The following is a 19,421-nucleotide window of genomic DNA, read 5'->3' as shown; positions in this document are numbered from 1 at the left end:
AGGTAGTATTAGGATCAATCGATTGCAGTGAATACAATGTTATTTTGGGGAGGAATGATGAAAAAAAGTAGTCTGTCGCTGTTCATCGCGGCCTTGATTCTCGTCGCTTCTACTGCCTTTGCAGGCAAGATGGCGACCGTTGACATCCCGGAAAAGCCCGAGATGTACGCCACCGCTCCGGCTGCGCTTACCCCGCAGCAGTGCGCCCAGTGTCACACCGGCGCCTTCAACAGCCTGAAGAACGCCGGCGGCAAGCACCGTTTCGATTGCCAGGGTTGCCACACCGTGATCCACGCTTACAACCCGAAAAAGGCCAATTACGACGAGGTGATGCCCAAGTGCGCCTCCTGTCACACCGATATCCACGGTCCGACCGCGAAGGACTGCGCCAGCTGCCACAGTAACCCGCACACCCCGCGCAAGGTTGCCATGACCCCGAGGCTTGCCGGCGCTTGCGCCACCTGCCACGCCGACGAAAAGGCCGAGCTCGTCAAATTCCCGAGCAAGCACACCAACGTCTCCTGCGACCGCTGCCACACCTCGCACGGCTACAAGCCGTCCTGCTTCATGTGCCACAGGCCGCACTACAAGGATCAGCCTGTTGAAGCCTGCGCTAAGTGCCACTCGGTTCACAAGCCGAAGATGGTCACCTACCAGGGTACCGACTGGAACCAGACCTGCGCTTCCTGCCACGGCAAGATCGCTGAAAAACTGAGGAAGACCGCCAGCCGCCACAACAAGGTTGCCTGCGCTTCCTGCCACAAATCCAAGCACGGCTACATCCCGCAGTGCACCGAGTGCCACAAGGCTCCGCATCCGAAGACCATCCTGGATCGCTTCCCGAACTGCCTGGGTTGCCACCTCGATGTTCACGACCTGCCGAGCATGAAGTAAGCTTTCCCTCTCAGGCAAACAAAAGGCCCCGGGAATCCCCGGGGCCTTTTGTTGTTTCTGCGCCCAAAACGTGACTTCCGTCACAAAAAAATCCCCGCCCATCCGGTATCGTAGCTTCCAGCTTGTTTGCATGCAGAAGCCTTTTCGCCCGCCGAAAACCTCCCGCTTTTGCACTTCAACGTCAACCGCAGTCCTAACTCGAAGTTTCTGTGGCAACACGGAACGTAAAAGGAAGCTCGTGCGCGTTATAGTCCTCTTTCTGTTACTCCTGTCGTTCCCGCTTATCGCCCCGGTCAAGCTCCATGCCATGGTCGACCCCGCGGTTACCGCTGCCGTCACCACTACAAACCTTGATCGCCTTCTGGAACGTGCCATGGCCGACGACCTCATCGCAGGTGGGGTGGTCGTGGTCGGCAATCACGAGGGGATCCTCGCTACCGCGGCGCGCGGCCAGGTGAGCTCCTCCGCTGGGGCGCCCGCCATCACAGACCGTACAATTTTTGATGTCGCTTCCCTCACCAAGGTAATCGCCACCACCCCGGCCGTCATCAAACTCCTGGACGAAGGACGCATCGCGCTCACCGACCCTCTTTCCCACTGGTTCCCAGAACTTGCCGGCACCGACAAGGGCAGCATCACCATCCTCAACCTGATGACCCACACCTCGGGCCTTTCCGATGTGATGGTCGGTCAGGACCGCAGCGTTGAGGGGCTCGTGCGCAAGGTGGCGGCACAGCGGTCGCGCCTTCCTGGCTCAGGCTTCGAGTATGCCGATATAAACTTCATCCTGCTCGGCGAACTGGTGCACCGCGTTTCCGGCGAAAGGCTGGACCAGTTCTGCCGCGAAGAGATTTACGCTCCGCTTGGCACTCGCGACACGGCTTTTCTTCCCTCCCGTGATGGCACAAGCGATATCGCCCCTACCTCGGGGAGCCTGGGCGGCGTAGTGCAGGATCAGAACGCGCGCCTTCTGGGCGGGGTGGCCGGGCATGCCGGCCTCTTCAGCTCGGCCTACGACCTCGCACGCTATGCGCGTCTCATGCTGGGGAAGGGTACCCTGGACGGCACCCGGATCCTCTCGGAAGAAGCGGTCGGCCAGATGACCACCCCGTACCTCTGCAACAACGGCCGGGTGAAGCGCGGCCTTGGCTGGGATATCTCTTCGCCCTTCTCCGCACCGAAGGGGACCTTGTTCTCGGATGCCTCCTACGGCCACACCGGCTACAGCGGCTCTTCGATCTGGATCGACCCCCAGCAGGACATGTTCGTGATCATGCTGACCAGGCGCGTCGATTACCGTAACGTACACAACTTCAACCAGCTGCGCCGCAACGTTTCCACCATTGCCGCCGCCGACTTCAGGGTAGGGGCGGGGGGCGAGGCACCCGCAGTCGAGGCGGAGGTCGTCAAAGCCCGCGTCATCGCGGCGTCGGCTGCCGTGTTCAGGAGGGAGCCGCGCCATTTCAGGCTCGCCTTATTCGGGCACCGTGACGATCGCCGTGCGGCGAAGTGTTCGGTCAAGCCGGGACGCCGGGTGGTCCAGGCCCGTGCCGGGCATCGCAGCAAGCTCACCGCCAAGGTTGCCAAGAACGACACCGGCAAGACACGCGCGGGCGTCAAAAAGCGCCGCACACTATCAAAAAGCTGATCCGCTGACTGTGTTGCCCTGAACACCGCTTTAAGAAACTTGCCTTAGCTTTCAGATTGTGTTACTATCGCGCAGATTAAAAATAGCACATGCTTTCGCTGGGGCTCTGACATGGAAACGTACGATACAGGTCTTGATCTTGGGATTCTCTGTCGCTGCTGTGACTGTCGCTCGTTTCGGCTGCCTGACACTACGGGGCTCACTGCCGCACAGGTAGCTACCATTGAGAAGCTGTGTAAACTCTGTATCGAGATCAACAATCCTAATGTCTCAAACTTCTAGTCACTCACGCACCTGCAAGTTCCACTCTCACTTTTCCTTCTTAATCCTTATACTGCAGCTCAGTTTTGGGACCGTCTCCGCAGCTCATGCCGAGACCCTCTTCCAGCGTTCCAGCGCTCTTATGCAGCAGCTTGCGGCGAAGGCAACCCCCGGCGACTACAGCTTCGTCGTGCTCGGCGACAGCCGCGGCAACGAGGCCGTCTTTAAGAAGGCGCTGAGCGTCGCCGCTACTTACCGACCGCTCTTCATCCTCCATGGCGGCGATTACTCCGACAAGGGTAGCGATGAGGAAACGAGGAAGTTCCTGTCGCTGGTAGAGAGTACCGTCCCGGCCATCCCGGTCTTCGTGGTCTTTGGCAACCATGAGAGCCCCGCCGTCTTCGAGAAACTGGTTGCGCCAAGGCAATACCGGTTCGGGAGCAAGCGGCTCGGCCTCAGGGTGCTCGTCGTCGACAACGCCGGGGAGGAGCTTAAGGCGCCAGAGCTTTCTTTCCTCGAGAAGGAGCTTGCCACGGCCCCGCAGGCGACTTTTCTCGCCATGCACGTGCCGCCCGAGACCGCGCGCTGGCGCGGACACACCTTTACCGACGGGGCCTCCGAGCTTGCGCGCGTCATCGCCTCCTCAGGCCCGGTCCAGGCAAGCTTCTTTGCCCACTCGCATGTCTACGACCGTGACCTCTTCGGCGGCAAGCCCGCCTTCATTTCGGGGGGAGCGGGGGCTCCGCTTGCCTGGATGAGCCGCTACGGCGAGCGCGTCTATCACATCATCGTGGTCCGGGTGAAAAACGGCCGGGCTAGTTATCAGATGGTGCCCCTCAAGTGACCAACGCCCCGGTTCTGCCTGCTCAGCCATGCGGTGATGCCGAAACCGCGTTGCTCGAACAGTGCCGCCGCGAGGCGATCGCTCTTCTGCTGGAAAACTCCACCCCTTCGGGCGTGCTCGCCTCCGCGCGCAACGACCGCTCAAGCGCGCGTAACTACGACGCCATCTTCGGACGTGATGCCGCCATCTGTGCCCTCGGCATGGCCGTTTCCGGCGAGGACTCCCTCGTCCAGGCGGCCGAGCAGGGGCTGCTCACCCTGGCCCGGCATCAGGCGGGCAACGGCCAGATCCCGAAGTACGTGAAGCCGGAAACGGGAGAGGTCGATTTCTGGTACGCAGGGTGTATCGACGCGACCCTCTGGTGGCTGATCGCCCTCCATTTCCTCGACCGTACCCACCGCCGGCTCACCCTGGCGGAGCGGCTCTCCGAGCACGCCGAGCGCGCCCTCAACTGGCTAAGCTGCCAGGAACACCAGGGGTGGCACCTGCTGCAGCAAAACGAGGCCTCGGACTGGGCCGATATCATGCCGCGCTCCGGTTTCGTGCTTTACACAAACGCGCTCTGGTACTGGGTCAAGCGGCTCTACCAGCTCCCCTGCACCGGCGAGACCAGGCGTTTCGCGCAGCAACTCTTTCACCCCTTCGACGCAGCCGTACCTTTCCAAAAGCGCGTGCGCCTCATGCGCCACTACATCCGCAACCGCAGCCGGTCCACCCCCTTCATGCTGAGCTGGGTCAACCTGTCCGCCTGGGGAGAGGAAGTCGACATCTTCGGCAATATCCTCGCCTACCTGACCGGTCTCGGGTACCCTTCCGACGCCTGCAGGATGGTTTCCGCTGTGGTAGCGCTCAGGGCGCACGAACCGCATCCGGTGCGCGTGGTAGGTGTTCCCATCGACGAGCACTCAGGCGTCTGGCGCTCCTACATGGCGCGGCACAGGCAGAACCTCCCCTGGCAGTACCATAACGGTGGCGCCTGGCCCTTTGTGGGAGGCTTCTGGGTGATGCTCCTCGCCGCACTGGGAGAGAAGGCGATGGCCCGGGAAGAACTGGTCAAGATGGCGCACAGTAGCCGCGTCAACGGATGGGAATTCAACGAGTGGTTTCACGGCAGGAGCGGGGAACCGATGGGGATGCCGAGGCAGTCGTGGAACGCAGCCATGTACCTGCTCGCGGGCCACAGCCTGACCGGTGATCTTCGACTTATCATCTGAGGCCCGCTGATATTCCTTGTTTTTTTCGGCTTAGAGGGTGACATTAGTCCTTCTCATGATTATTATTGTGCACATGCTGTTCAAGGAGGTTGAGACTATGAGACGTTTGATCCTGATGTTCGTGGCGCTTTTGACCATCGCATCCCTTTCCGGATGCGGCTATAACACCATGCAGGCCAAGGAAGAGGCGGTATTCGCAGCCTGGGGTGACGTAGAGGCTTCCTACCAGCGCCGTGCCGACCTAGTGCCCAACCTGGTCGAGGTGGTAAAAGGGTATGCGAAACATGAGGCGGACACGCTGAAGGCGGTCACCGAGGCGCGTGCCAAGGTGGGCTCGATGCAGGTCACCAAGGACGCCATCAACGACCCCAAGGCGTTGCAGAACTTCCAGCAGGCGCAATCCCAGCTCTCCGGCGCCCTTTCGCGCCTGATGGTTGTCGTCGAGCGTTACCCTGAGCTCAAGGCTAACCAGAACTTCATGGACCTGCAGAACCAACTGGAAGGGACCGAGAACCGCATCAACGTAGCGCGCGTGCGTTACAACCAGGTGGTTCAGGACTTCAACACCTCGATCCGCACCTTCCCGAATTCGCTCACCAATTCCGTTATGCTGCACCTGCAGCGCAAGGAGCCCTTCAAGGCTGAAGAGGGAGCGAAGGTGGCGCCGAAGGTCAAGTTCTAACCTTATCGGTTACTCGAAAAGCAGCAGGTTGAGAGCGAGGTGTGAGAGTTCATGAAGAAACTGCTCTTCCTTTTGATAGCGCTTCTGGTGGCTGGTGGCTCTTGGGCCGCCGAGGTGCCACCCTTGCGCGGGCACGTGAACGACTACGCCTCGATGCTCTCTCCTCAGGCGGCACGTGAACTCGAGGACGAGCTCACCGCCTTCGAGAAGAGCGACTCCACCCAGATCGTGGTCCTCACCATTCCGAGCCTGGAAGGGGAGGTGGTTGAGCAGTACTCGATAAAAGTCGTGGAAAAGTGGCAGATCGGCCAGAAGGGAAAGGATAACGGCGCGCTGCTGCTGGTGGTGAAGAACGATCGCAAGATCAGGATCGAGGTGGGGCGCGGCCTCGAAGGGAAGCTGACCGACCTGATGTCCGGGCGTATCATCCGCAACGAGATCTCCCCCGCCTTCAAACAGGGGAACTTCGACGTCGGCATTGCCCGAGGTGTCGCCGCCATCATGGCCACGGTCCGCGGCGAATACAAGGCGGAACCGACCGATCTGCGTCACGGCAAAAAGGGCGCCCCCCCCATCCTCACCCTGCTCCTCTTCGTGCTGGTCGCCTCCGTGTTCCTGGGCGGCATCTCCCGCGTTCTCGGCGGTGTGGCCGGTGCCATCGGGCTTCCCATCGCGGCTTTCATATCCTTCTCCGGGCTCTCGATGCTGCTTCTAGGCATACTTGCCGTGGTAGGTTTTCTCGCCGGCCTATTCATCGCCTTTCTCTTCTCCTCAGGTGGAGGAGGTGGCTTCATGGGTGGACCACCTTTCTTCGGCGGGTACGGAGGGGGTGGTTTCGGAGGAGGCGGCTTCGGCGGGGGAGGGGGAGGGGGAGGCTTTTCTGGTGGCGGCGGCAGTTTCGGTGGCGGCGGCGCTTCGGGAGACTGGTGATGGACCTTTCGCATAAGTCGATTGCACACAATTACTTCAGCGACGCCGAAAAGGAGGCGATCCGTCAGGCTGTGGTTCGTGCCGAAGCTGCGTCCAGCGGTGAAATCGCCACCATGGTGGTCTCGGAAAGTGACCGCTATCGAGAGGCGGAATCTCTCGGCGCCCTGCTGCTTGCCGGTTTTTTCGGCGTCGTGGTCGCCGTCTTGTGGCATCACGTCACCATCTGGACCTACATACCGTTGGTGGCCCTATTGTACCTGCCGCTACTTTTCTTCCTGCGCCGTTTCCCGAAGCTAAAACTTTCCTTCGTCGGCCCCAGGCGTCTGACCGAGGCGGTGCAGGAGCGCGCTCTGGTCGCCTTCTACCAGCAGGGGCTTTATAAAACCCGGGAGGAAACCGGGATCCTCATCTTCATCTCCCTTCTCGAGCGCAAGGTCTGGATCGTAGGAGACCGCGGCATCAACGAAAAGATACCCCCCGGCTACTGGAAGAAGCTCGCCGAAGAGCTCGCCCAGGGGCTGCGAGCCGGACGAGGCGGTGAGGCCGTCTGCGGCGTCGTCGCCACCTGTGGAGCAGAGCTCTCTCGTCACTTTCCCCGTAGGGCCTACGATCGCAACGAGTTGGCCGACAACCTCATCATTTCCTGATCATTTTTTTTGCGAACCTGCCGATATAGACATTGACATCCCGTCCGGTGATTTCTCATTATCATGGCTCGCTCTGCGCCCGCCGCACCCCGTCCCTTGCGACGGCTGGTCCTTCGGCATCCGCGGCAGGGCGTCGTTTTCATACCTTTTTTGTCCTGCAGGAGAAGTAGCATGACCGCAGATGTAAAAGCCACCCCCGCCCCCACGCCGATCCGCAAGCCTCTTGGGGAGATCTTCGTCGAGCGCGGCCTCCTCACCAGGGCCTCCGTGGACCGCCTCATCTCGCACGCCAAGAGTAAGAACATTCGTTTAGGCGAGCTTTTGGAGGTGATCGGCCTCGTGACGCCCGAAGAGTTGGCAGAGGCGCTGGCGATTCAGTACCACGTCAGAAAAATAGGTGATTTTGCCAAGTACAGCTACCAGGCCAACGTCCTTAGTCTCATCCCCATCGACATGGCTGTGAAACACTGCATCTTCCCGCTCAAGCTTGATGACGGCAGGCTGGGGCTCGCCGTAGCCGACCCGACCACTGACCAGCTTTTCGCGAGCATCTCGGCACAGCATAACCTGAAACTGGTGCTCTACGTCGCCACCCGCCTTGACATCAACCGCGCCATCGCCCGGCACTACCTAGGGCAGACCATAGGTGGCGGCGCAAGCAAGACCATCCTCCTTGTCGAGGACGATCAACTCTCCCGCGAGATGGTGGCGAAGATCCTGACCCGCCAGGGGTACCAGGTGGAAACCGCCCTGGACGGCATGGATGCCTTCAGCAAGATCTTCACCCTGAAGCCCAAACTGGTCATTACGGACAAGGTGATGCCCAAACTTGGAGGGTACGAGTTCCTCTTCGCCATTCGCAATATCCCAGAGTTCCGCTACATGCCGGTGATCCTCATGACCGCCGCGGCGACCCCCGACGAGGAGAAGGAGGCCCTGGAAAAGGGTTTCTTCGATTTCGTACTGAAACCCGTGAAGGAGATAGGACTTCTCACCCGTGTGAAGCGGGCCTTCGCGAGCAGGGAAGCCCTTTATGGGAAAACCGCCTGAACAGTTCATTTCCGAACGGCCGTTTTACGACGGCCGCCTCTTCCTCTTTCCTCATATTCCAATTCAACTAATGAAATGATGGCGCTGCGCCGATAAGGTACCGGTGAGTACCACTGCCGTGCGCGCATCGTACGGCCGGTCCAGGAGTTGACGTCCAGACCGCTGGAGATTAGATATGCGCAGTTCGCTGCCGGAAACAACTAAAACTTCAGGGACAACGCTGATGGCGCGTACCATTGCACTGGTTCTTGCCGTTAACCTCTTCGTCATCGTTTTGGGGACGGTGACCTTGCGCCAGAGCCGGGACCAGTACCTGAGAAACGCTGCCACCCAGGGGCGCAACCTCACCCAGACGCTCGTCTACAGTATCTCCGGGGTTTTCGACGCCGCGGACATCGCGCTTCTCAGCGTGGTGGACGAAGCTGAACGGCAACATCGTCAGGGTGGGATTTCCACGGATGCCCTGAACGCCTTCATCATCGCGCAGCATACCCGCGTTCCGGCCCTGGACAGCATACGCATGGCCGACGGCAAGGGGAACATCCTCTACGGCACCGGAGTCGACCGCGGTTCGAACAAGAGTGTTCAGGAGCGCGACTATTTCATCAAGTTGCGCGACAACCCGCAGGCTGCGCTGGTCATTTCCAAGCCGGTACTGGGGCTGATCAGCGGCAAATGGGTGGTTATCCTCGCCCGTAGGGTTTCCGGCCCAAACGGCGCTTTCGCAGGCGTCGTTTACTGCGCCATTCCCCTGGAGAAGATACGGAACATGCTCTCGACCATCGACGTCGGCGCGAGAGGGCGCATCACGCTGCGGGACGAGTCTCTCGGTTTGATCTTGCGCTATCCGCAGCAGCTTCCGGTAAGCACCGACGTCGGACGTAAGCCCGCTTCCTCCGAGATGCAGAAGCGCATCGCTAAGGGAATGTCGACTGATACCTACTATGCCGAGCGGACCAACGACGGTACGCCGCGGCTCGTTTCCTACAGCAAGGTCGGCCGTTATCCCATGTATATCAGCATCGCATTGCTTCCCGATGAGATCCTGGCGCGTTGGTACCGTGAACTCGCGCAGATCCTGGCGCTTGTTGTGCTGTTCCTGTTGGTCACTTCCGCGATGTCCCGCGTAATCTACCTCCGTCTGCTGCGCCAGGAACAGGCCGAGGAAGAACAACGCCGCGCGAGGGAAGAGCTCGAGGTGAGGGTCGCTGAGAGGACCGAAGCGCAGCGGCTGACCAACGAACAGCTGAAACTCGAGCTTGCCGTGCGGGAACGCGCCGAGGTGGAACTGCGCCGCGGGCGCAACATGCTTGCCCAGATCATCAACACCATCCCCCAGTTCGTCTTCTGGAAGGATCGCGACAGTATCTACCAGGGGTGCAACATCGTCTTTGCAAAAGCGGCCGGGCTCGACGACCCCGAGCTGATCGCCGGCAAGAGCGATTACGACCTCCCCTGGCTGCGGGAGGAGAGCAACGCCTACCGAAGCGACGACCGCGCCGTCATGGAGGGCAATCGTCCCAAGTACCACATCATAGAGCAGCAGTTGCAGGCGAGCGGCCGGCACCTGTGGGTGGACACGACCAAGGTTCCCTTGTGCGACGATACCGGGACGGTGACCGGCATACTCGGGGTCTACGACAACATCACCGAGAGAAAGATGATCGAGGAGGCGCGCGACCGGGCTCTTGCCATGCTCGAATCGCTGCTCGCTTCTTCCCCTACCGCCATTCTCGTGTACGAGGGAGAAAGCGGCGCCTGCGTCAAGGCGAACCAGGCGGCGGCGGATCTCGCAGGTGGGACCGTGCAACAGCTGCTCAGTCAAAATTTCCGCGAAGTTCCGTCATGGGAGGCCGGGATGCGCGCTGCCGCGGAGCTGGTGCTCTCCGACGGCCAGACGAGGAGCATCGAGATCTCTACGACTTCCTCGTTTGGAAAACTGCTGCAAGTAGAATGCTTCCTTTCGCGCTTCGATGTTGAGGGGAAGCATCACCTGATGTTTATCGCCGTCGACATGACGGAGCGCAAGCGCCTGGAACAGGAGAAGCGCCTGATCGAATCACAGATGCTCCACGTGCAAAAACTTGAGAGCCTCGGGGTGCTCGCAGGCGGTATCGCCCACGACTTCAATAACATCCTGATGGTGATCCTAGGCAACGCAGACCTTGCGCTGATGCGGATGGCGCCCGATTCGCCCGCCAGCGAAAACCTGGCCCAGATCGAACAGGCCGCGAGCCGTGCGGCAGACCTCGCCCGGCAGATGCTGGCTTATTCTGGTAGGGGTAAATTCGTCATTGAGAAACTCGACATGACCCGGCTTGTGCAGGAGATGGGGCAGATGCTCGAGGTCTCTATCTCGAAGAAGGTGATACTGCGCTACGATTTTGCGCCGGGACTCCCACCGGTAAGCGGCGACGCGACTCAACTGCGGCAGGTCGTTCTCAACCTCGTGCTCAACGCGAGCGAGGCGGTGGGCGATGCCAACGGCATGATCGTCATCAGCACCAAACGCCTTTTCTGCGACCGTGCGTACCTATCCGAGTCCTGGATCGACGACCGGCTCCCGGAAGGGGACTACGTGGTGCTCGAAGTTTCCGACAACGGCTGCGGCATGGCGCGCGAGGTGATACCCCGGATCTTCGACCCGTTTTTCACCACCAAGTTCACGGGACGCGGCCTCGGCATGGCAGCGGTTCTAGGGATCGTGAGAGCGCACCACGGGGCTATCAAGGTCTACAGCGAGAAGGGAAGGGGGAGTACCTTCCGCCTCCTTTTGCCTTGCGTAGAGGGGTACGCCGATCACCACGAAGCTGCCGATCCGGGTCCGCTCTGGCGGGGCAGCGGCACCGTCTTGCTCGCCGACGACGAGGAGAGCATCCGGGGGCTTGGGCGCGACATGCTTGAGACCATGGGCTTCGACGTTTTGCTTGCCTGCGACGGGCAGGAGGCGCTTGAAGTCTATCGCCGGCATAAAGAGGAGATCGTCTGCGTGCTCCTGGACCTCACCATGCCCCATCTGGACGGGGAACAGACCTTCCGGGCTCTGCGGGAGTTGCAGCCGGATGTGAAGGTGGTCATCTCCAGCGGTTACAACGAGCAGGAGGTCACCATGAAGTTCGTAGGTGCCGGGCCTTCGGGGTTCATACAAAAGCCGTATCGGGTGAACGAGATGAGCAGGACGCTGCGAGGAGTGCTGGGGGAATAAATTCCGGCAGGGCAAAAAAGGTAATTCGGGAATTCAGGGAAAGGCGAAAAAGTGTGTCCACGAAGCGCCGTAGGTGACCTCGCGCCCCCCCCTTTGCGAAGGGGGGGGACGGGGGGGATTTGCTTCTTGTTACCTGAATAACAAAAAGCCGGGAGGATGCGATCCTCCCGGCTTTCGTTTTACAAGGAGCCGTCCGGCTACTTGCCGCCGACCACCATGAGCTCGCTCACGAGCCTCGTGAAACGGAGCGGGTCCTTGATCGGGGAGCCTTCGGTCAGAAGGGCCTGGTCGAAGAGGAGCTCGCTGTAGTCGGCGAGTTTCGGGTTCGACTTGTCCTTCTCGTACATGGCGGTCATCACCTGCATGATCTGGTGCTCGGGGTTGAGCTCGAGGATCCTTTTCCCTTCCGGCACCTCTTGGTTCATCGCCTTCAGGATCTTCTCCATGTTGGCGTTCAGCCCCATCTCGTCCGCCACGAGGCAGCAGGCGCTCTCGGTGAGGCGGGAGGAGAGACGCACCTCCTTCACCCTGTCCTTGAGCGTTTCCTGGATGAAGTCGAGGATGCCGCCGAACTCCTTCTTTGCCTCCTCCTTCTTCGCTTCCTTCTCCTTCTTTTCCTCCTCGCTGTCCAGCTCGAGGTCGCCCCTGTCGATCGCCTTCAGGTGCTTTTCCTGGTACTCGTTGATCGCCTGCACCACCCACTCATCGACTGGATCGGTCATGTAGAGGACCTCGTAGTCCTTCTTGCGCAGGGCCTCCATGTAGGGGGAGTTCTCAACCGACTCGCGGGACATGCCGGTGATGAAGTAGATCTCCTTCTGTCCTTCGGGCATGCGCTCGACGTATTCCTTGAGCGACGTGAACTTCCCTTTCTCGGTCTTGGAGCTCTCGAAGAGGAGGAGGTCCTGCAGCTTCTCCTTGTTGGCGAAGTCGAAGTGGATCCCTTCCTTCAGCACCGGCCCGAACTCGCCATAGAACTTCAGGTAATCGTCGATGTTCTTTTCCTTCATCTCGGAGAGGGTGGAGAGGATCTTGCCGACGAGCGACTTCTGGATGCGCTTGATCTGCACATCCTCCTGCAGGATCTCGCGGGAGACGTTCAGCGGCAGGTCTGCCGAATCAACCACACCCTTGACGAAACGGAGGTAGTCGGGGAGAAGCGCCTCGCAGTTGTCGGTGATGTACACGCGCTTAACGTAGAGGTGCACGCCCTTTTTATGGTCGCGCAGGAAGAGATCGTAGGGCTTGTGCGAAGGGATGTAGACGATGGACTTGAACTCGCTCACCCCTTCGGCCGAGTAGTGGATGGTGGAGAGCGGTTTGTCGTAGTCGTGGGAGATGTGCTTGTAGAACTCCTCGTACTCCTCCTCGGTGATCTCGCTCTTCGGGCGGGTCCAGATCGCCTTCATGGAGTTCAAGGTCTCTTCGACGGTCTTCTCGATGTTGCCGCCACCCTCGATGACGTTGCCGTCCTGGTCCTTCACCGGCTCGGAGCGGGTCACGTCCATGACGACCGGGTACTGGACGTAGTCGGAGTACTTCTTCACGATGGAGCGGATCTTCCACTCGTCGAGAAACTCCTTCATGTCGTCTTTCAGGTGCAACACGATCTCGGTACCGCGCGTCTCCTTCTCGACCTCCTCGATGGAGTAGGAGCCGTCACCGGCCGATTCCCAGCGGCAGCCGAACTGCTTGTCGCCCGCCTTCCGGGTGGTGAGTTCCACCTTGTCCGCGACCATGAAGGAGGCGTAGAAGCCGACGCCGAACTGGCCGATCAGTTCCGGGTTCTCGGAAAGGTTCTTTTCCTTGAGGGCGGCCACGAAGCTCTTGGTGCCGGACTTGGCGATGGTGCCGATGTTGTCGGCCACCTCGTCCATGCTCATGCCGATGCCGTTGTCGGTGATGGTGATGGTTCCCGCTTCCTTGTCCGCATGCAGCTTGATCTTCCAGTCGGTGTTCCCCTCCAGCAGTTCCATGTTGGAGTGGGACTCGAACTTTATCTTGTCAATGGCGTCAGATGCGTTAGAGATGAGCTCCCTTAAGAAGATTTCCTTGTTGGAGTAGAGGGAGTGGATCACCAGGTCCAAAAGCTGCTGGACCTCGGTCTCGAACTTCTTGACGGTTTTGGCCATGTCTTCGTGGTCTCCTTTGTGCTTGAGTGGGTGCTCGACGGAACATAAGCATTGCTGCTTCTGATTTCAAGGGGGAGGGAGGAAAAAACATGCGTGCCCATCACTCTGCCATCGTCTCACTGCGGCCACGCATGGAGACGTCATCGAAATAACACTATTCCAGGCAAAATAAGCTTATTCCGTAGGATATAACGCTATTCGAGAGAGAATAAGCTTATTTTGAACGGAATAGCACTATTTTGCAGAAAATAAGCTTATTCAAAACGAAATAACACTATTCTCGCGCGAAATAAGCTTATTCCGAACGAGATAACGCTATTCCCGGTGAAATAAGCTTATTCCGGAGAAAATAACACTATTCACGGCCAAATAAGCTAATTCCCTGCAAAACAACACTATTCGCGCAGAAATAGCGCAACTTGAAGGGAGAAATGTGGCTAGCTCAGACAGGTGAAAACCTGTGGGCGAATCAAAGTTTGAGGTACTGCCTCAGTATGGCGGGGTGCAGGTGCTCTTTCATCACCTCCCACGCCTCGCGCAGCGCTTCGGCGTCGTGCAGGGCATGGTGCGGCGAAAGATCGCTGTAGGCGTCGTCGTGGGCCTGCTTTAGCAGCGGGCGCAGTTCGGGGAGGCTTTCGCTGTAGAAATGCAGCGGGGTGGGGTAGAGGTTGGGGGGGAGTTCGTGATGCAAAAGATCAAGCATGAGCACCCAGTCGTACCCCGGCGCATCGGTCACCACGCGTATCGGGACACCGAAGCCGGCGAGCCATTCGCGCAACCGGCGCGCCGCGTAGCCACTTTCCTGGAAGAATTCGCCGCCGGTTAACTGCGGCAACACCTTCTCGACCACGAACGCGGAGCATCCATCGCGGCTCCAGCCGTTTTCCAGTTCGGCGTAGTAGCTTTCGCCGCTCTCGGCGACCAGGGCAATGCTTATCAACTGCGGGTAGTCGAAATCGGTGAACTCGGTGTCCAGGAAAAGGAGCTTGGGCCTTTGCGTGGCGAGGTTCTCGGGAATGGGGACGGTCTTCACCTTATGGGACTTGCGCTGCGCCGCATGCAACTGGCAGAGCGTCTTCGCGAAGCCGTGGCCAAGCTGTAGCGACCCTGGTTCGCCGCACTCCTCACAGATTGCGGTTGCCCTGTGCTCCGCGTCGCGGGCGAGTTCCTTCACGATGAAGGAGCCAGACTCCACCCGGACGAAAAGCCCGCCCAGACGTTCCTCAGCCTTGAAGTGCCCGATGCGCGGCATGCCGAGGTGCTCCATCGCCTCTATGGCGGTGCAGAGATCCCACACCAGCGTATACCACCCCTCGCCGCAGCGCACACTGCCGGAAGGCTCCTTCAGGTAGCGCGGGAAACGCGAGAACAGCTTCTCCCGCGCGATACTTCCCTCCGGTTTCACCCACTTGTCCCATGGCAGGAACATCTTCTCCGTGGCGCGCTTGAAGCGCACGACGAGGTCGACCACTCCGAGTGCGAAGGCCGAGAGGCGCATTTTAATTGTGTTCAGTACCGGCATGTTTTTCATTAGCACCTGATTCTACCAGATCCCCCGTTTCTTGACACCATTTCCCAGCTATGTTAATAAAGTCGGGCTAAAACTCTTTGCCCGGCAAGGGGATAGCCCCACCAAACACCTCGCAGCGCAACAAGGAGCCCCATGTATTTCCCCGATTTCGCTTCGTTCCAGACCCTGTCCGCACAAGGCAACCTGATTCCGGTCTTTCGTGAGATCCTGGCCGACCTGGATACTCCGGTAGGTGCCTTCAAGAAGATCGACGACGGTCGTTTCGGTTTTCTGCTCGAGAGTATCGAGGGTGGGGAGAAGTGGGGGCGCTACACCTTCCTTGGTTCATCGCCGGCGGTGGTGATCCGCGGCAAGGACAACTGGGTCGAGATCGTGGAGGGGGGCGCGGTTAGCCGCGTCGAGGTCGCCGATCCGCTGAACTACATCCGCGACTACATGGCCCGCTACCAGCCGGTCGAGGTGGCCGGGATACCAAGGTTCTTCGGTGGCGCCGTTGGCTACCTCGGCTATGACGCGGTGCGCCATTTCGAGACCCTGCCGGACAGTAACCCGAGGCTCATCGATACCTACGACTCCTACTTCATCATCACCGACACCATGATCATCTTCGACAGCCTGAGCCAGAAGATCAAGGTCGTCTCGAACGCCCACCTGGATGGAGGTACTTCTGCCGAGGCGGCCTACGCCGACGCGGTGAGCAAGATTGAAGGTCTCATCGAACGCCTGAAGAAACCCCTTCCCGTGCAGCCGAAGAAAGCCGCCACCGGGAAGGTGGAACTCACCTCCAACGTGAAGCGCGAGGAGTTCGAGCAGGCGGTGACGCGCGCCAAGGAGTACGTGAGAAGCGGCGACATCATCCAGGTGGTGCTCTCCCAGCGCTTCTCCGGCGACCTGACCGTCGATCCTTTCGATATCTACCGGGTGCTGAGGACGCTGAACCCGTCGCCCTACATGTTCTTCCTCCGTCTCGAGGATACCATGGTGGTTGGGGCCTCTCCCGAGGTCATGGTGCGCAAGGAGGGGGAGCTCGTCGAACTGCGCCCCATCGCCGGCACCCGTACGCGCGGCGCCACCCCTGCCGCGGACGAAGAACTGGCGCGCGACCTTCTGGCCGATCCCAAAGAGTGTGCCGAGCACGTCATGCTGGTCGATCTCGGGAGAAACGACCTCGGGCGCGTCTGCACCACGGGAAGCGTGAAGGTCTCCGAGCTGATGGTCATCGAGCGGTACTCGCACGTGATGCACATCGTCTCCAACGTGCAGGGAAACCTTGCCCAGGGTTTCGACGCCTTCGACGTGGTGCGCGCCACCTTCCCCGCGGGCACCCTCTCGGGAGCGCCGAAGGTGCGTGCCATGGAGATCATCGACGAGCTGGAAGTGGCGCGGCGTGAAGTCTACGGCGGGGCCGTCGGCTACTTCTCCTTCTCTGGCAACATGGACATGGCCATCGCCATCAGGACCCTCGTCATCAAGGACGGCAAAGTGCATCTGCAGGCCGGTGCCGGCATCGTGGCCGACTCCGACCCCGCCTCCGAATACATGGAGACGGTGAACAAGGCGAAGGCCGTGGTGAAGGCGATCGAGATGGCCGAGCGCGGCATCGACTAGACCTCATCGTTTGGAACGCTCAGAAAAAGGCGACCGGAATTCCGGCCGCCTTTTTTATTGGTGCGCCCGGCAGGAACTCCCGCGGACGCGTGACAAGTTGGTACGTGAGCGTTGCAAACTTGCATGGAGGCGTTTCAAGCTTGTATGTGTGCGTTGCAAACTTGCACGATCAGGTTTCATGTTTGTACGTGTGCGTTGCAAACTTGCACGGGGAGGTTTCAAGTTTGTACGCGCGTGTTGCAAACTTGCATGGGGACGTTTCAAGTTTGTACGTGTGCGTTGCAAACTTGCACGGGGACGTTCCGAGTTTGTACGCGCGCGTTGCAAACTTGTACGGGGATGTTTCAAGCTTCTACGCACGCGTTGTAAATTTCCGCGGCCGCGTTTCAAATTAGCGTGCGCTCGTTGAAAAGTCGTACCGATGCGGGTGGGATATGCGAGGCCGACCTCATGTTTGGTATAACTTGCACTGACTAATTTCCCTCTTCTGTTAAAACGTCTGGCTCAAACTTTTTTGCGCAGAACCGATGTGTTAATCCATCACTGTGTTTACACCTCTTATTCACTGCCAAGAAAAAAGCTGGCATTGAATATACAAAATGTGTGTAATTTAATTTTATATTGTGAAGGGATTAACACACAGGAGAAAAAAACATAGTAGAATTTCCACGTTAATCCAATCTATCTTCCGATCTGTTTAATGCCGCCGCAGGAGCCGATTGTATGGGTAGTGCTTGTCCCGTGAAGAAGGTCCTCATTGTCGAAGATGACGATTCCCACGCAGAACTGATACGTCGCGGATTCAGCGAATGTACCGACCAGTACGAGCTGACCGTTGCTGGAAGCCTCCAGGAAGCCCTGGCGCGTGTACGCACCCGTGACTACGATATCGTGCTCACCGATTACCTTTTGCCCGACGGCAAGGGTGGAGACCTGGTAACGCTATCGGCCGACATTGCTCCGGTCGTGGTGATGACTTCGCATGGCAACGAACAGGTAGCGGTCGAGGCGATGAAATCGGGTGCCATCGACTACGTGGTCAAGATGCCCGAGGTTTTCGACGCCATGCCGCGCATCGTCGAGCGCGCTTTGCGCGAGTGGGATCACATCCTCGAGCACCGCAGGGCCGAGGAGGCGTTAAGAGTACAAAGCAACCGCCTGGAGCACGAGGTGGCGGAACGCGAGATGGCGCAGGAGGCGCTTCAGGAACAGGCGCTTCTCTTGAAGAAGGAGATCGCTGAACGAAAACTCGCCCAGGAGACCCTGCGCCTTAGCGAGGAGAAGTTTCACAAGGCCTTCGACAGTGCCCCCCTCATCATGGTGATTACCGACATGGACGATGGTGTCTTCATCGACGTGAACCGCAAGTTCGTAGACCTATCTGGCTACAGTCGGGATGAGGTGCTAGGAAAAACCTCGACTTCCCTCGGCTGGATCGACGCGGCGGACCGGGCGGCGCTGCTGGATAAACTCAACCAGGAAGGGATCGTGACCGGGTATGTGGTCACGCTCCACGCCAAGGACGGTCGAGTTCTGAAAGGTGAGTATTATTGCGAGCGGATCGTTGTGGACGGTAGCGAGCGCCTTTTGGCAATCGCGCTCGACATCACCGAGCGGTTGAAACTCGAGGAGCAGTTACGCCACTCCCAAAAACTCGAGGCGGTCGGGATCCTCGCGGGCGGTGTAGCCCATGACTTCAACAACATACTTACCGTGATCGGCGGGTACTGCGAACTGTTGAAGCTGGATATCGATGAGGGGAACCCGGTAAGGGATAAGGTGCTGCAGATCTCGGCCGCAGCGGATCGTGCCGCCAACCTGACCCGGAGCCTCCTCGCCTTCAGCCGCAAGGGGGAGGTGAAGGCGGCTCCTGGGAACCTGAACGAAATCGTTAAGGGGGTTGAGAAGTTCCTGCAGCGCATCATCGGCGAGGACATCACTCTCACCACCTCCCTGGCCGAGGAGCCGCTCTGGGCCGTCGTTGATACCGGCCAGATCGAGCAGGTGCTTATGAACCTTGGGGCCAACGCCCGCGATGCCATGCCTAAGGGTGGGCGGCTCATGGTTCAGACGGAGTACCACGAAATAGACGAGGCCTTCGTGCACGCGCACGGCTTCGGGGAGCCCGGCCACTACGCCCTCCTGACCATCTCCGATACCGGGGAGGGGATGGACGAGACGACGCGTAAGAAGATTTTCGATCCCTTCTTCACCACCAAGGTGGTCGGCAAGGGGACCGGCCTCGGTCTTGCCATCGTGTATGGGATCATCACGCAGCACAGGGGATTCGTGAACGTCTACAGCGAGCCCGGCATCGGATCCACTTTCCGCATCTACCTTCCTGCCATCGGAACCGAAAAGCGCGAGAAGAAGGGGCCACCCGCACCCGAGCCGGTGATGCAGGGGACGGAGACCATCCTGGTAGCCGAGGATGACCTACACGTTCTCGACCTGGTCTCTTCGATCCTGCAGCAGTTCGGCTACACCATCATTCACGCCGCCAACGGTCTGGAGGCGGTGCAGAAATTCAAGGAGAACCCGCAGATCAGCTTGGTGCTCATGGACATCATCATGCCCGTGATGAACGGCAAGGAGGCGGCTGAGCACATACGCGGCATGTCTCCTGACGCGAAGATCCTTTTCACTAGCGGCTACACCGCCGATATCATCCGCAGCAGAAGCGATCTCGACGAGGGGGCCGAACTGGTCATGAAACCTGTGAAGCCCGCGGTTCTTCTTACGAAGGTCCGTGACATGCTGGACCGCCCTTAACGC

At 59.4% G+C, this 19,421-nt stretch carries 13 protein-coding genes; 11 read left to right on the top strand and 2 right to left on the bottom strand.

Features of this window, described 5'->3' with window-relative positions; genetic code table 11:
- Window positions 1-57 precede the first annotated feature (57 nt).
- The 9 genes from E8K79_RS03025 to E8K79_RS02985 all read left to right on the top strand — a co-directional run bounded on the left by E8K79_RS03025 (window position 58) and on the right by E8K79_RS02985 (window position 11,375).
- Window positions 58-894 (top strand): cytochrome c3 family protein, encoded by an 837-nt coding sequence (locus tag E8K79_RS03025; protein WP_246043688.1) that lies wholly within the window; start codon window positions 58-60, stop codon window positions 892-894.
- Between the two features lie 238 nt (window positions 895-1,132).
- Window positions 1,133-2,542: a serine hydrolase domain-containing protein gene (locus tag E8K79_RS03020; protein ID WP_136513422.1), complete on the top strand. Its 1,410-nt coding sequence runs from the start codon at window positions 1,133-1,135 to the stop codon at window positions 2,540-2,542.
- Between the two features lie 403 nt (window positions 2,543-2,945).
- The gene (locus E8K79_RS03015) at window positions 2,946-3,647 is read left to right on the top strand and encodes a metallophosphoesterase family protein (RefSeq protein ID WP_246043686.1); all 702 of its coding nucleotides are present in this window, start codon (window positions 2,946-2,948) and stop codon (window positions 3,645-3,647) included.
- Complete coding sequence (locus E8K79_RS03010; RefSeq protein ID WP_246043684.1) at window positions 3,644-4,861, top strand: amylo-alpha-1,6-glucosidase; 1,218 nt, start codon at window positions 3,644-3,646, stop codon at window positions 4,859-4,861. The genes E8K79_RS03015 and E8K79_RS03010 overlap by 4 nt, the downstream gene beginning before the upstream one ends.
- A 97-nt stretch (window positions 4,862-4,958) precedes the next feature.
- Window positions 4,959-5,543: a LemA family protein gene (locus E8K79_RS03005; RefSeq protein WP_135870074.1), complete on the top strand. Its 585-nt coding sequence runs from the start codon at window positions 4,959-4,961 to the stop codon at window positions 5,541-5,543.
- A gap of 51 nt (window positions 5,544-5,594) precedes the next feature.
- Window positions 5,595-6,473 (top strand): TPM domain-containing protein, encoded by an 879-nt coding sequence (locus E8K79_RS03000; protein ID WP_136513420.1) that lies wholly within the window; start codon window positions 5,595-5,597, stop codon window positions 6,471-6,473.
- Window positions 6,473-7,120, top strand: a complete 648-nt coding sequence (locus E8K79_RS02995; RefSeq protein ID WP_136513419.1) for a TPM domain-containing protein — start codon at window positions 6,473-6,475, stop codon at window positions 7,118-7,120. The genes E8K79_RS03000 and E8K79_RS02995 overlap by 1 nt, the downstream gene beginning before the upstream one ends.
- 171 nt (window positions 7,121-7,291) lie before the next feature.
- A complete protein-coding gene (locus tag E8K79_RS02990) occupies window positions 7,292-8,170 on the top strand; it encodes a response regulator (protein WP_136513418.1) in 879 nt (292 codons plus the stop codon).
- 223 nt (window positions 8,171-8,393) lie between these two features.
- Window positions 8,394-11,375, top strand: coding sequence for a PAS domain-containing protein (locus E8K79_RS02985; RefSeq protein ID WP_246043682.1), 2,982 nt, complete (start codon window positions 8,394-8,396; stop codon window positions 11,373-11,375).
- A 197-nt stretch (window positions 11,376-11,572) separates the two neighbouring features.
- Here the strand turns inward: E8K79_RS02985 and htpG are convergent, their stop codons facing one another.
- Both htpG and E8K79_RS02975 read right to left on the bottom strand, forming a co-directional pair.
- Window positions 11,573-13,507: a molecular chaperone HtpG gene (gene htpG, locus E8K79_RS02980; protein ID WP_136513416.1), complete on the bottom strand. Its 1,935-nt coding sequence runs from the start codon at window positions 13,505-13,507 to the stop codon at window positions 11,573-11,575.
- Between the two features lie 469 nt (window positions 13,508-13,976).
- Complete coding sequence (locus tag E8K79_RS02975) at window positions 13,977-15,038, bottom strand: 3'-5' exonuclease family protein (RefSeq protein WP_136513415.1); 1,062 nt, start codon at window positions 15,036-15,038, stop codon at window positions 13,977-13,979.
- Between the two features lie 132 nt (window positions 15,039-15,170).
- Between E8K79_RS02975 and trpE the strand changes: the two genes are divergently transcribed.
- Window positions 15,171-16,646, top strand: coding sequence for an anthranilate synthase component I (trpE, locus tag E8K79_RS02970; RefSeq protein ID WP_136513414.1), 1,476 nt, complete (start codon window positions 15,171-15,173; stop codon window positions 16,644-16,646).
- A 723-nt stretch (window positions 16,647-17,369) separates the two neighbouring features.
- A complete protein-coding gene (locus E8K79_RS02965; RefSeq protein ID WP_136513413.1) occupies window positions 17,370-19,418 on the top strand; it encodes a response regulator in 2,049 nt (682 codons plus the stop codon).
- Window positions 19,419-19,421: the final 3 nt, after the last annotated feature.

Origin of the sequence: Geomonas edaphica (assembly GCF_004917075.1) — a bacterium.
In the GTDB taxonomy this organism is placed as follows: Bacteria; Desulfobacterota; Desulfuromonadia; order Geobacterales; family Geobacteraceae; genus Geomonas; species Geomonas edaphica.
Note: the sequence above shows the minus strand (reverse complement) of the source record. Positions and strands in the feature narration are given on the sequence as shown.